We start from the raw sequence: 13,546 nt of genomic DNA on the forward strand, positions 1-13,546 counted from the left end.
AACAAAAAATGGACGAAAACCAAAAATCGGTTTTCGTCCATTTTTTATTGTACAGAGAACACTTATGTCACATTCTCAATTATAACTATTTAACTACGATGTTAACGATCTTGTTAGGTACAACAATAACCTTCACAACATCCTTACCATCTAGGAATTTTTGAACTTTTTCATCACTAAGTGCAAGCTCTTTGATCTTCTCTTTATCAGTATCAACCGGAAGCTCAAGTTTATCACGTAATCTACCGTTGACTTGAATGATCATTTCAACCGTATCAGAAACTAGTTTGCTTTCATCGAATGTTGGCCATGCAGCATAAGTGATCGACTCATCATGACCGAATTTGTTCCATAATTCTTCCATCATGTGTGGTGCGATCGGTGCCAACATCTTAACTAAACCTTCGGCATATTCTTTAGGCATAGTGTCTTGTTTGTTGGCTTCATTAACAAAGACCATCATTTGAGAAATGGCTGTATTAAAGTGAAGTGATTCCAAATCTTCAGTAACTTTCTTGACTGTCTCGTTGTATACCTTGTCGAGCTTACCATTGTTGTCAGCAGTCAAAAAGTCATCTCTAACAGTATTGTCATCATCATTATTGATGAACAATCTCCAAACACGTTCCAAGAACTTGTTAGCTCCTGCCAAGCCATCCTCTGACCATGAGATCGAAGCATCCAAAGGCCCCATGAACATTTCATAAAGTCTCAAAGTATCAGCACCATATGATTCGACAACATCATCTGGATTAACCACGTTACCTTTTGATTTAGACATCTTTTCGTGATTGTCACCCAAAATCATTCCTTGGTTGAATAATTTTTGGAAAGGTTCTTTAGTTGGTACAACCCCGAGATCATACAATACTTTGTGCCAGAATCTAGCATAAAGCAAATGCAAGACAGCGTGTTCTGCTCCACCAATATAAAGATCAACTGGTAACCATTGCTTTAATAAATCATAATCAGCCAATTTTTCATCGTTGTGTGGATCGACGTATCTTAAGTAGTACCATGAACTACCAGCCCACTGTGGCATAGTATTAGTTTCACGACGGCCTTTACGACCATTCTTATCAACTACATTCACCCAGTCAGTTAAATTAGCTAGTGGACTTTCTGGTGTCCCTGAAGGTGCAATATTATCATCAGCTGGTAATTCTAATGGTAATTCATCTTCTGGAACTAGCGTTGTTTCCCCATCTTCCCAATGGATAACAGGAATTGGTTCGCCCCAGTATCTTTGACGTGAGAATAACCAATCACGCAACTTGTAATTAACTTTTTTCTTACCGATCTTCTTGTCTTCCAAGTATTGAACCATGGTATCAATAGCTTCATCTTTACCCATGTCATTCAAAAAGTCGGAATTAATATGCTTGCCATCTCCGGTGTATGCTTCATTGTCAATGTTACCTTCAATAACTTGAGTAATAGGCAAGTCAAACTTCTTAGCAAATTCATAATCACGTTCATCGTGAGCAGGAACGGCCATTACAGCACCAAAGCCATAAGTACTTAAAACATAATCTGAGATCCAAATTGGGATTTTTTCTCCAGACACTGGGTTAACTGCATATGAACCAGTAAAGGCCCCTGTCTTATCTTTATTCAAATCAGTTCTTTCAAGATCAGATTTGTTTTCGATCTGTTTCTTGTAAGCGGCAATGGCTGCTTTTTGATCATCAGTAGTGATCTTGTCGACCAATTCATGTTCAGGAGCTAAAACCATATAAGTTGCACCAAAAATAGTATCTGGTCTCGTTGAAAATACTTGTACAGTTTCAGGTGTACCATCAACAGGAAAATCAATTTCAGCACCTACTGAACGGCCGATCCAGTTACGTTGCATCTCTTTGATAGATTCTGGCCAATCGATCAAATCAAGATCATCCAACAATCTATCGGCATAAGCGGTGATCTTGAGCATCCACTGACGCATTGGCTTCCTGTAGACGGGATAGCCGCCCCGTTCAGTCTTTCCATCAATAACTTCCTCGTTAGCAACAACGGTACCTAAATCAGGACTCCAGTTAACTGGAACTTTGGCTTCATATGCCAATCCCTTATTGTACATTTGTTCAAAGATCCATTGGGTCCACTTGTAAAACTTAGGATCAGTTGTTTGAACTTCACGGTCCCAATCATATGAAAAACCTAATGAATTGATTTGACGTTTAAAATTATTGATATTCTTTTCAGTAAATTCCGCAGGATTGTGACCTGTATCCAAAGCATATTGCTCAGCTGGCAAGCCAAAGGCATCAAAACCCATTGGATGCAAAACGTTATATCCTTGCATCCGTTTCATTCTAGCTACGATATCAGTAGCAGTATATCCTTCTGGATGTCCTACGTGAAGTCCTTGTCCAGAGGGATATGGGAACATATCCAATGCATAAAAATTCTTCTTGTTCTTATCCGTACCAGTCTTAAAAGTTTGATTTTCTTTCCAGTACTTTTGCCATTTTTTCTCAACGACATTGTGATTATACGACATAGCTTTTCCTCCATAAAAAAAGTCCTATGATCTTATGATCATAGGACGAATTATCGCGGTACCACCTAAATTCCACTCTAAAAGAGTGACGCTTGAAATCCGTAACATGGATCAATCGTGTCAGCTTACTATTAGTTCAGCCTCCAAAACTTAGTGGACGAGTTCGGGTCAATTGAATATGCATTCACAGCGACCATGCACTTTCTGAAAAATCAATTCAACCTTACTATTTCCTTTGACATACATATTACAACTTTAATTGTTGTCCGACAACTAATAAGTTAGAATCTAGATTATTAATTTGCTTCAACTGGTCGACTGTCGTATTGTTCTGACGAGCCAGACCATCTAAAGTATCCCCTGATTGAACCGTGACAGCATCAGGATGGGCGGCACTTTGAGTATTACTGATCTCACTATTATTTGTTGACGTTGCCGTACTTTGATCACTTGAAATATTTTGACTAGTGGTTGCCGCATTATCATTTGAAACATTAACCGAAACTTGATCAGTCGATTGTGATGGATCGTATTTTGTCACACCATTAGTTTCATCTTGGACGATGATCGGAGCTTGTTGATCTCCATAAACATTATTATCGGATGTCGCTTCAACGTTATCATTGACGACATTAGACGTGTTGACCATTACAGCATTATTGCCTGAATCGGCATTGGCATTATTAGCGGAATCATCCGCTGTAGTTGGTGTGATAACTTGGTTAACTATTAAAGTCTTACCAGGATATACATAGCTAGTCGTCTTCAGATCATTCAAGCGCATCAAAGTATCCAAAGTAATATTGAATTTATCAGCGACTGATTGCAAAGTATCCCCTTGTGCAAAAACATAAGTTTCATTTTGGTCATCAGTATTTGGCTCATCAAAGCGAGTTAAGTTATACTTCTCGATAACATTGTTCAACTTATCAGCATAAGTAGTATCTGTAGCATATTTGCCAGTTAAAAACGCAGGAGCATCCTTGTATGAACTAGTATTACTCTTCCAAGTACCAGCGTACATTTGAGGATTGCCTGATACTCCACCTCTGATCAAGGAAACGTAATCTTCAAGCGATTCCTTGTATGATGGATATTTCTTGAAGTCTGATTGGATCGAATATAAATTACCAGAACCATCATCCTCCTGAGTAGGCATATTGACCGCTGTCCCCTTATATGCCCCCTTGATGCCAAATAGATTATAATTAGGTGCACTAGCTAAGCCCGAAGTGCCCCAGCCACTTTCGATCATTGCTTGAGCGATCATGACTGAAGCATATAGATCATTGTTGCCGGCCAGCTTTTGTGCTGAGTTACCAATATATTGAATGAAATTTTGATCGCCTACGCCACGCGGAGTCAACATCCCAACTCCTTTATCAGTAGTGGTAGTTGTGGCGTTAGTTGTTTGATCATTAGAATCGTTGGAATAAGTATCAGCAAATACCCTATGCTCTGTTAGAGCCGTAGTGGTTTGTGCAGTAACTCCACTAAAGAATAAACCTGCTCCTAAGATAGTCATGTTTTTCTTAAAATTGGCGTTAGCTTGTTTTCTAGAATTTTGGCGATACAATTTATTTTCTTCAATTTTACGTTCACGACGTGAAATAGTCATCTAAACAACACCCCTTTAATACATTAATACCATTATATTTCTTAAGCAAAATTTAAACAATACAGAAGGTGCAAATAAATGAACTCCAAGAATTTTTTATGGACATCGGAAATTTTTTTAATAATTATATTTATGATTTGGACGTTTTTAGTCGCTACCAATTCGGTCATGATCGACCACTTTGACGACTTCTTTATTGATATATTGTATCAAAATCACAGTCAAGCATTATTAGCAAAAGTCCGCTTTTTAACTAATATTGGTGGGACCTTTTGGACGATCATGATTTCGGTGGCCATTGTTATTCTTTTGATCATCAAGAAATATTATTACGCCGCGATTTTTTTAGCCAGCAATAAGTTGATCGTCGTAACTTTGAACACAATAATAAAAGACTTAATCAGACGACCTCGGCCAGACCACCATCATTTTGTTTTTGAAAGTAGTCTTAGCTACCCTAGTGGCCATAGTTCATCTGCATTAAGTCTTTATATTCCATTATTAATAATTTGTTGGTTTATCTTTAAAAAAATTGCTAGTCGAATTTTATTTTCGACCTTAGCAACTTTGATTATCATTACGATCGGAGTTAGTCGGATCTATCTCGGAGTTCACTATCCGAGTGATATCGTCGGCGGCTATTTGTTAGCATTGATCGTCTTAATTCTATGCATTCTCTTCATGCGAAGCAAGAATATCTTTATTCTTGATCTCAAAGGCATTAAGCAGCAAAGCGATAACTAACAACACAGCTCCGGCAACGTAAATGTTGTGTAAACCACTAAACAATATTTGACGCATCTTCGGCATTAATTCAGTCGGCAATTGATTAGCCGTTTGCGGGTCGATCAATTTATTCATCATATCGACCGTGATGTGCTTATTATTGGCAGCTCCATTAGAAAGAGCCGTATTTAAGATGATACCATCAACTGAGACCATCAGTGATTGACCAATAGTTCTTAACAACGTGTTAAAACTCGTTGCTACTCCAACGTTTTCAGCTGGAACAACTGTCTGGGCAGTAACCGTCGTCGTCGTAATGGTCAAGCCAAAACCCATTCCGGCAATCGCAGCTAGCGCTAGGAAATAAGCAAATGTCGTTCCTACGTGTGCTAGTAGTAGAAAGGCGTTAGCGACCGCTAAAAATACCAAACTAATATAGATCACCCGATTAGGAGCAAATTTTTTCAGTAGTGTTCCGGCCCAAAATGAGCCAAAGATCCAAACAACGGAACTAGGCGTCACCGCAAATCCACCCATGGACGGACTCAAGCCTAAAATCCCTTGCATCCAAGTAGGAATATAAGCTTCAAAACTGATCAAAAAACCACTGATCAATAAAGCAATCACATTTTGAATCACAAAAGTTTTATTGCGGAATAAATTCAGTGGCAAAATAGGATCACTGACTTTTCTTTCAAAGTGAACGAAAGCAAAAATTGATAAGATCGACAATACTACCAATGAAATCGGTAACCAAGCTGAACTAGTTCCAATGAATTGTAAAGCTAACATTATCGGCAATAAAACTAGCATCAGTAACATAGTTCCGACATAATCGATCTTAGCCTTACCGGCATCACGCCTCTCTTCCTTGAAAAATGCCCAGATCAAGATCATAGTGATGATCCCGATAGGTAAATTGATCAAGAATACCCAATGCCAGCTTAATTGCTCTACGATAAATCCACCCAATAAAGGTGCGATAACAGCAGCTATCCCCCAGGATGAACCATTTAAGCCTAAGACTTTAGCCCGTTTATCTAATGGATAAATATCTGCAATGATAGTAAAAGTTAGCGGTTGGATGGCACCTGATCCTAATCCTTGCACTACACGAGATAAAATCAAAGTAAACATCGAGTTAGACAAACTGCACAAGACTGATCCAACAACGAATAATCCCAATCCAAAAATAAATATCGGTTTACGTCCGATCATATCTGAAAGTTTTCCGTAAATCGGCGTTGAGACGGCAGTCATTAGTAAATAAATTGAAAAAACCCAATTCATTAGACTAACACCATGCAAACTACCAATAATTGTTGGCATTGCGGTAGATACAATAGTTCCCTCAATCGCAGTCATAAATGTTGCAATGAAGACGGCAATCGTAACGATCATTACGTGTGACTGCGTTTGTTTTTGTTTCACGTTCATATTTCCCCCAAAATAAAAAGCGTTTTTTAAAGTGTATTTACATACCCTTTAAAAAACGCCTCTGTCATCGTTAATTAAGCCTTTATCTTTGACAAAGTTTCTTTAATTGCGTCGACTTTATCTAATTTCTCCCAAGGTAAATCAATATCTGTACGTCCAAAGTGGCCATAAGCCGCTGTTTGTTTATAAATTGGTCTTTGAAGATCCAACATTTGAATGATCCCTAATGGTCTCAAATCAAAGTTCTTGTTGATGCAATCAACAATTTGCTCTTCACTGTAATCACTCGTACCAAATGTATCAACGTGGATCGACACTGGACGAGCAACACCGATAGCATAAGCAATTTGAATTTCAACCTTCTTAGCGATTCCGGCTGCGACTAAGTTCTTAGCGATATATCTAGCAGCATAACTAGCGGAACGGTCAACTTTAGTTGCATCTTTTCCGGAAAAGGCACCACCACCGTGGCGAGCAAAGCCACCGTATGTATCGACGATAACCTTTCTACCGGTTAAACCTGAGTCCCCTTCTGGTCCTCCAATAACGAAACGACCTGTTGGGTTGATCAAATATTTAGTCTTATCATCGATCATGTTTGATGGTACTACTTCATCAATAACATATTTCTTGATATCTTTCTTAATTTGGTCAAGTGTTGCTTCCTCTTTATGCTGCGTACTCAAAACGATCGTATCGATACGTACTGGCTTGTCGTCACCGTTGTATTCAACAGTTACTTGCGATTTAGCATCTGACATCAAATAGTCGATCGTTCCGTTTTTGCGTACTTCAGCAGTCTTGCGCATCAATTTGTGAGCAAGTGAGATAGGCAATGGCATGTATTCTTTGGTCTCGTCAGTCGCAAATCCAAAGACGAATCCTTGATCGCCGGCACCGATTTGATCCAATGGGTCAACATCTGAAGCTTTTTCTCTCTTCTCAAGGGCATCATCGACACCTTGCGCAATATCTGGTGATTGTTCATCCAATGCTACTAGGACGGCACAACTTCCACCATCAAATCCAGGATTTTGGCCATCGTAACCGATTTCTTTGATCGTATTACGAACGACGCTTTGGATATCGACGTAAGCTGAAGTTGAAATTTCACCTACAACGAGCACCAATCCTGTTGTTACGGTTGTCTCACAGGCAACACGTGCATCTTTGTCTTGCTTGAGAAGTGCATCCAAAATTGCATCACTGATTTGATCAGCTATTTTATCTGGATGTCCTTCTGAAACAGACTCCGAAGTAAATAAGTAATTCTTTGACATTATAATTTTCCACCTTTCGGTTACAGGGCCTCTCCTTTGTGAAACACAAAAGGATCCCATCAGGAACCTTTTAATAGACTACCACAAAAAAAGGATATTTTCATAATTTTTTAAATTGACGATTTCAATCCGGTACCTTAATATAAGTTCATATGTAAAGGAGTAACTAATGGACCGAACTAGAACCAAGAACTTGATCAAAGCACTGATCGAACTGCTCAGCTTTCACATTTTTGCTATTTCGTTTATTTGGACGCATGGATTACCAAGCACCTCGATCAACTATTATTTATTAGCAATGGTGGCAATGGTCGCTTTGTACAAAGAATTTATGATTCCACTGAAACCAAATCAATTTTTCAGTATTTTGTATTCAGCCGTCTTCTTGATCATTTGTATCATAGGTTTCAAGTCGATGAACATTTTTGTAATGATATTAGTGTTTGCTCAAGTTTGTTTCTTGTTCATTCCTAAATCGATCCCACCGAAATATTACATAATTTCCGTTTTGATCAAGGACTTTGTTGTCCCTAGTTTCATCTCGATCGCCATCTTGTTTTATTATGCGCACTTCATATCCATCAAATTCGTTGTTCCACTGTTGCTGATCAATATCACAGCCGTCATGATCACGTACTTCGACGGTGAAATTACTTCTTACGTGCAAATAATCGTTGTAGCTATCGCTACCGTAGTTTTATTCTTACTAAATTATCTCAACATTTATTCGACGATCGCTATCATCGCATTCATGTTGATCACAGTACTATTAAAAATCTTCAATAAATTTGCGACTACAAATGTTATTTATCGATTCATTGGTAATTTGCTCGTAGTAGTCTAGGAGATCGAAAGCCGAATTGCTTTCGATCTTTTTTTATTTCACAAGTTAAATTAATAGCAAGGACAGTAAATTTGACATAGAAATTCATTAATTAGTAAATATTCAATATTTAAACTATTTAATTAACCGTTGTTGCCCTGGCTTCTGAACTACCGGAAATATAAATCATGAAAAAGCACCACTTCACCATTGACTTAATGACTTAAAGCATGAAAAAAGCTCTGGTGTTATCCCTTTCAATCAAACTAATTATTTGATAATCTCAATTCATACATTGATTAGAATAAAGTTTCAACACATAAAAGAATCAATCAAATATTTTGAATATTTCTACAATAATTTTATTTGGAAAGGGATCAAACATGAAACTAAAGCAAGAATTCGCACTGATTTTTTTACCGCTATTATGTGGAGTTACATTCTCACTTTTCTTCACATCTGAAGAAACCACTCAAGCTTCTGTGGCTCCGATTATGACTTCGTTAAAAGGTTTTGCTAGTGGCTGTACTATAACTATGAATAATGCACCACTTTATAATAATTCTGGCCAATTAACAAACCATTCATTAGCCCAAGGAACATCTTGGTACACTGATCAAGAAATGACACTAAACAACGATACTTATTATCGTGTTGCCAAAAATGAATTCGTTAAAATGAACGATGCATATTTGTATCAAAACAATGTCGAGAATATCAAAGTGATTTCTAAGAGTCCCGCTCAATTGTATGATCACAGTAAAAAGCCCATTGCCAATCGCAAAGTTCAACCTGGTTCAATTTGGTACTCAGATCGGTCGATCACATTTCCTGGCGACCACTTTAGTATGATGCGAATTTCAACTGACGAATGGATTGCTTTTGGTGATGCCAACTTTATTTAAAGAGCATTCAAAATGACAAAAAAATAACCAAGTCTCATTTGAGACTTGATTATTTCCGTTTCTATTTAATGGAGGATACAGGGATCGAACCTGTGACCTCCTGCTTGTAAGGCAGATGCTCTCCCAGCTGAGCTAATCCTCCAAATAGTGACCCCTACGGGATTTGAACCCATGTTACCGCCGTGAAAGGGCGGTGTCTTAACCACTTGACCAAGGGGTCATTTTTGCTTTCTTTCGTAAGCACAAAGAGTATTATATATTAAGAACATAAACGAAGGCAAGCAATTTTTGCAATTTATTTTAAATTTTTTTTGAGGTGCTTAATTTGAGGGATACTGTCACAGAAACGAACCATTTTTTCCAATCTAAATCTACCATCGAAACTGCTAAAGACATGCTGGGACACGTCTTAACTTATCAGTCAGATCAAGGGATTTTATCTGGCGTCATCGTGGAGACAGAAGCTTATTTAGGACCGAATGACATGGCAGCCCACAGTTATGGTGGCCGTCATTCCAAAGCTAATGACCCACTTTACCAGCAAGGAGGAACGATTTATATTTATTCGATCCACAGCTGGCTCGACATGGATATTAGTGTCCAAGAAAAAGGACTGCCTAATGGAATTCTGATCCGTGGCGTTCAGCCCATCGCCGGTCAAGATATCATGGAGCAAAATCGAAAGAAAACTGGCTTTGACGCTACAAATGGCCCTGCTAAATGGATCAGAGCTTTTGGTATTACCGATAAAGAACTTTCCGGAACTATGCTCAATTCGGATAATTTTACTTTTGATTTAAAAAAGTCCAAAACACCTAAGCATATTTTGGAAACGCCACGGATCGGTGTTCCTAATAAAGGTGAATGGACTAATAAGAAAATGCGTTTTATTGTTGAAGGTAATCCATATGTATCAAAAATGTACAAGCGCGATATGGATCTTGATACTTTCGGCTGGCAATGATCACAGTCGATCACTCTTTGCACGTAAGGCATACAAGATCGTGACCGTATCGACTACTTCTTGAAGCAGTGCCCCGATTATCGTTGGGATCAGGCCAAGAGCTGCGGTCAACATTAAAGCGATACAAATAAAAATACCGATCAATACCGCTTGTTTGGCTACTTTTAAAGTATCATCAGAAATTTTAGCAACGTCTCCTACTTTGCTGAGGTCATCTTTTAACACAACAGCATCAGCGGACTCACTTGCAGCGTTGGCTCCTTTGTACCCCATTGCGATACCAACATCTGCTAAAGCTAAAGCAGGAGCATCATTTACACCATCTCCGACCATGATCGTCGGATGATATTCTTTTGGCATATTTTGAATGATTTTCACTTTATCAGCAGGCAAACTTGAAGGATAAGCTTTGGTAATACCTACTTTAGAGGCAACTTTTTCGGTTGCCTCTTTTTTATCTCCAGTGATCATCAAAATATTCTTAAATCCTAGTGTCTTCAAACGTTCAATCGTACTTTTAGCCTCTGGTCTGATCTCATCGACTAAAGAGTAGACTGCGGCAAATTTTTCATCGATCGAAACGTAGACAGTTGAACCCTCCAATTTGATTACATCATCTTGCGTGACAAATTCAGGATTTCCAACTTTAACATAATGTCCATCGATCACGCCAACGATCCCTTGAGCGGTGAATTCTTTGACATCTTTAACGGCTGGCAACTTGATATTCCTATTTTGAGCGTATTCCACGATAGTTTGGGCCATAACGTGAGAAGAATTTTGTTCGACAGCTGCAGCGTAAGAATAGACAGTTTTTTCATCAAAATCTTTGGCAACTTTAACGTCAGAAACGACTAGTTTACCGCGAGTGATAGTTCCTGTTTTATCAAATGCCATCGTTTTTGCGGATGAGATTTTTTCCATAGCGGTCCCTGATTTAACGATGATACCATTCCGACTGCTCCGACTCATTCCTGAAACAAAAGCAATTGGCGCTGCTAAGATCAAAGGACATGGCGAAGCAACTACTAAAACTTGAGCGATCCTAATAGGATCTTTTGAAACATACCAAGCTACTCCGGCAATGATATAAGCAATTAAAGTAAAGGGCACAGCATAGCGATCAGCTAATCTAACAAAGTGAGCTGGATGAGTTTCTGATTCCTTGATCAATTTAACGATCGCTTGATACTCACTTTCAGCAGCCACTTTCGTTGCTTTGATTTTAAAAGGAGTTTCACTGTTGATCGAACCCGACATCACATTTGAACCAACGTCAATATCGACAGGCATCGATTCACCTGTTAAAGAAGATTCATCAACATTTGAAGAACCTTCAAAGACTCGTCCGTCAACAGGAACTTGCTCTTTTGGCCTGATCAGCAACTCATCACCAACTTTAACATCGTCGATATCAATATCTTTCACATTATCGTCAACGATCAAGTGAGCAGTCGAAGGTGAATTATCCAAAAGTGATTTCAATTCACTCTTAGCTTTATTGGCAGCATACTCTTCAAGAGTATCCCCACCCGTCAGCATCAGCAACACAATCCAACCGGCCCAAAATTCACCCAGCAAGATAGTAGCAACAATTGCCGTAATAGCTAATAAATCGACCCCAAAATCACCAGACTTCAAAACTTTGATCATATCAACAAACATGACCGCAGCCAAAGCCATCCCCAAAACACTGATAAACATATGAGCAATAAAGGCCAACTTAAAGCCAAATTCTAAAACGAAAGCAATAATCCCGATCGATAAAGTTCCGTATAATTTCAACTTATCAGAATTCATACTCATCATCCCCTCTTCATCTTTAGACTATCATATATTTTTTTAGAATAAATAGATTGTGTGAAAATTTTATCAATCTTAACACACAACGTATCATCAATAAAAAAAATCCTGAGTGAAGTATCAATACTTCCTCAGGATCAATTTATTTCCAACTTTTAATTTCAGAAGGATCTTTAATCGGCGTCAATCGTCTGATCGGCATAACAGCTTGATAATCACCATCATCGTTCAATTCATAAGTAATAACATGTGACGGATAATCAAACAGCATCTCAGGCTTCAACTTCATCTTAGGGTCCATCTCATTCAATTTAACACTAGCCTTCTTAAACAGCGTCTCAGCCACTTTAAAAGCAACATCTTCGTCACTAAAGTTAAAACCAACAGTCCCAACACCACTAACACGAAAAACTTTCTTCAAAGACCGATCAGCCATACCACTCTTAGTCTTCAAATAATCATCATGTCCAACATTAGGCAACCCTTCAACAATAGCCACCATCAACTGCTGACCAACCAATTTAGTAGCATAATCATAAGGAGACTGCAAAACCTGTGAAACATTAACCTTAAAATTATCCAAAGTAAATTGATCCTTAAACGTAATCAAATAATCATCAAACCAATGAGCCATCCCCAAAGAAGACATCTCCACAGTAGTAGAATCAGTAATCATATTCTTAAAGCGACGATCATCGATCAAATCATACTGCTTCTTAAAACGCTCAAAATTCTCAGCCGAATCCATAACACCAAAAGTAAACTCCAGATCCATAGCCATATAAGGATCCATAATACGATCAGAACTAATATCATCAACTTCATCAATCTTAAAATAATCAGAATTACTCATAAACATCCCTCGATTTAATTAATACAGACAGTATAACAAAAAAGCGAAAAATAGTAGAAATTCACACAAGATAGATCAGCACAAAAGAAATCATAATCCATATCTTACAATCTCAAGGCGAGAGTGCGAGAAATCGAGCACGCGAGCAAGAAATAAATAAACAGAGATAAAAAGAAAACATAAGAACGATGCAAGAGCACGAGGAACGAGTGCGCAAGCAAGAATCGAAAGAAAGAGATAAAAATGTATATTTACTCTTATCTAACCAACAAAACATGAAAATCAACAACAGCAATGTAAGTCAGGAAACAAAATGAGCGGAGCAAAGTCCCGCGAACCGAGAAAAAAGTCAGTAATCTAGATAGAGAATATATGCAATAAGACAAGGAAGCCCCTACTCCCCACCAGAATAGATAAAGCTTGAGATAGACATGTGAGAAATAGGACGCGCAAACAGTGCCAATTTGAACAAAATAAATCGGTAAATCTCAACCAAGGGGGGGATATAGTCTCCATATAGACGGAGGGGCCCGGGGATACAGACCTCAGTGGTGAAATTCCTACCAGATGTCAAGCTTAACCCGCAATATATCAATATTTTATTCATTGATTAGTAATTATACTATGGATATAT

Annotated in this window: 10 protein-coding genes, 2 tRNA genes, 1 riboswitch and 1 other annotated feature; of the genes, 4 read left to right on the plus strand and 8 right to left on the minus strand. The window is 38.2% G+C overall.

Annotated elements, in window-relative coordinates:
• Nucleotides 1-85 precede the first annotated feature (85 nt).
• Together leuS and EKM78_RS11275 are read right to left on the minus strand one after the other, a co-directional pair.
• Nucleotides 86-2,503, minus strand: coding sequence for a leucine--tRNA ligase (gene leuS, locus EKM78_RS11270; RefSeq protein WP_125772323.1), 2,418 nt, complete (start codon nucleotides 2,501-2,503; stop codon nucleotides 86-88).
• Nucleotides 2,504-2,541: 38 nt separating this feature from the next.
• Nucleotides 2,542-2,752: a binding site (T-box leader), on the minus strand.
• Nucleotides 2,751-4,121, minus strand: a complete 1,371-nt coding sequence (locus EKM78_RS11275) for a glucosaminidase domain-containing protein (protein WP_125772325.1) — start codon at nucleotides 4,119-4,121, stop codon at nucleotides 2,751-2,753. It overlaps the preceding feature by 2 nt.
• A 132-nt stretch (nucleotides 4,122-4,253) precedes the next feature.
• Between EKM78_RS11275 and EKM78_RS11280 the strand changes: the two genes are divergently transcribed.
• Entirely contained in the window at nucleotides 4,254-4,865 is a 612-nt protein-coding gene (locus tag EKM78_RS11280) for a phosphatase PAP2 family protein (RefSeq protein WP_164507329.1), read from the plus strand.
• Here EKM78_RS11280 and EKM78_RS11285 read toward each other — a convergent pair.
• Nucleotides 4,788-6,248 carry an MDR family MFS transporter gene (locus EKM78_RS11285; RefSeq protein ID WP_245995073.1) on the minus strand — a complete coding sequence of 487 codons (1,461 nt, stop codon included), beginning with the start codon at nucleotides 6,246-6,248 and terminating at the stop codon, nucleotides 4,788-4,790. The two genes, EKM78_RS11280 and EKM78_RS11285, sit on opposite strands and share 78 nt — an antisense overlap.
• A 110-nt stretch (nucleotides 6,249-6,358) precedes the next feature.
• A complete protein-coding gene (metK, locus tag EKM78_RS11290; RefSeq protein WP_125772329.1) occupies nucleotides 6,359-7,564 on the minus strand; it encodes a methionine adenosyltransferase in 1,206 nt (401 codons plus the stop codon).
• A riboswitch (SMK box riboswitch) is annotated at nucleotides 7,562-7,643 on the minus strand. It overlaps the preceding gene by 3 nt.
• 90 nt (nucleotides 7,644-7,733) lie before the next feature.
• Here metK and EKM78_RS11295 point away from each other — a divergent pair.
• Entirely contained in the window at nucleotides 7,734-8,408 is a 675-nt protein-coding gene (locus tag EKM78_RS11295) for a hypothetical protein (RefSeq protein ID WP_125772331.1), read from the plus strand.
• A gap of 362 nt (nucleotides 8,409-8,770) precedes the next feature.
• The gene (locus EKM78_RS11300) at nucleotides 8,771-9,292 is read left to right on the plus strand and encodes an SLAP domain-containing protein (protein WP_125772333.1); all 522 of its coding nucleotides are present in this window, start codon (nucleotides 8,771-8,773) and stop codon (nucleotides 9,290-9,292) included.
• A 69-nt stretch (nucleotides 9,293-9,361) separates the two neighbouring features.
• Here EKM78_RS11300 and EKM78_RS11305 read toward each other — a convergent pair.
• Both EKM78_RS11305 and EKM78_RS11310 read right to left on the minus strand, forming a co-directional pair.
• Nucleotides 9,362-9,434: transfer RNA gene (locus EKM78_RS11305), tRNA-Val, on the minus strand.
• 6 nt (nucleotides 9,435-9,440) lie between these two features.
• Nucleotides 9,441-9,512: transfer RNA gene (locus EKM78_RS11310), tRNA-Glu, on the minus strand.
• A 96-nt stretch (nucleotides 9,513-9,608) separates the two neighbouring features.
• On the opposite strand from EKM78_RS11310, the gene EKM78_RS11315 reads away from it, so the two are divergent.
• The gene (locus EKM78_RS11315; protein WP_245995072.1) at nucleotides 9,609-10,256 is read left to right on the plus strand and encodes a DNA-3-methyladenine glycosylase; all 648 of its coding nucleotides are present in this window, start codon (nucleotides 9,609-9,611) and stop codon (nucleotides 10,254-10,256) included.
• Here EKM78_RS11315 and EKM78_RS11320 read toward each other — a convergent pair whose 3' ends face one another.
• Both EKM78_RS11320 and EKM78_RS11325 read right to left on the minus strand, forming a co-directional pair.
• Nucleotides 10,257-12,062, minus strand: a complete 1,806-nt coding sequence (locus tag EKM78_RS11320; protein WP_125772341.1) for a heavy metal translocating P-type ATPase — start codon at nucleotides 12,060-12,062, stop codon at nucleotides 10,257-10,259. It abuts the gene before it with no gap.
• 139 nt (nucleotides 12,063-12,201) lie between these two features.
• Nucleotides 12,202-12,912, minus strand: coding sequence for a hypothetical protein (locus tag EKM78_RS11325; RefSeq protein WP_125772337.1), 711 nt, complete (start codon nucleotides 12,910-12,912; stop codon nucleotides 12,202-12,204).
• Nucleotides 12,913-13,546 lie beyond the last annotated feature (634 nt).

Origin of the sequence: Companilactobacillus furfuricola (genome assembly GCF_003946325.1) — a bacterium.
GTDB classification, from domain to species: Bacteria; Bacillota; Bacilli; order Lactobacillales; family Lactobacillaceae; genus Companilactobacillus; species Companilactobacillus furfuricola.

What these genes read in the sequence shown, in the direction of transcription:
- EKM78_RS11300 (WP_125772333.1), top strand. Translation starts at nt 8,771, where the DNA reads ATGAAACTAAAGCAAGAATTCGCACTGATTTTTTTACCGCTATTATGT.
- EKM78_RS11295 (WP_125772331.1), top strand. Translation starts at nt 7,734, where the DNA reads ATGGACCGAACTAGAACCAAGAACTTGATCAAAGCACTGATCGAACTG.
- EKM78_RS11325 (WP_125772337.1), bottom strand. Translation starts at nt 12,912, where the DNA reads ATGAGTAATTCTGATTATTTTAAGATTGATGAAGTTGATGATATTAGT.
- EKM78_RS11275 (WP_125772325.1), bottom strand. Translation starts at nt 4,121, where the DNA reads ATGACTATTTCACGTCGTGAACGTAAAATTGAAGAAAATAAATTGTAT.
- EKM78_RS11285 (WP_245995073.1), bottom strand. Translation starts at nt 6,248, where the DNA reads ATGATCGTTACGATTGCCGTCTTCATTGCAACATTTATGACTGCGATT.
- EKM78_RS11320 (WP_125772341.1), bottom strand. Translation starts at nt 12,062, where the DNA reads ATGAGTATGAATTCTGATAAGTTGAAATTATACGGAACTTTATCGATC.
- metK (WP_125772329.1), bottom strand. Translation starts at nt 7,564, where the DNA reads ATGTCAAAGAATTACTTATTTACTTCGGAGTCTGTTTCAGAAGGACAT.
- EKM78_RS11280 (WP_164507329.1), top strand. Translation starts at nt 4,254, where the DNA reads ATGATTTGGACGTTTTTAGTCGCTACCAATTCGGTCATGATCGACCAC.
- leuS (WP_125772323.1), bottom strand. Translation starts at nt 2,503, where the DNA reads ATGTCGTATAATCACAATGTCGTTGAGAAAAAATGGCAAAAGTACTGG.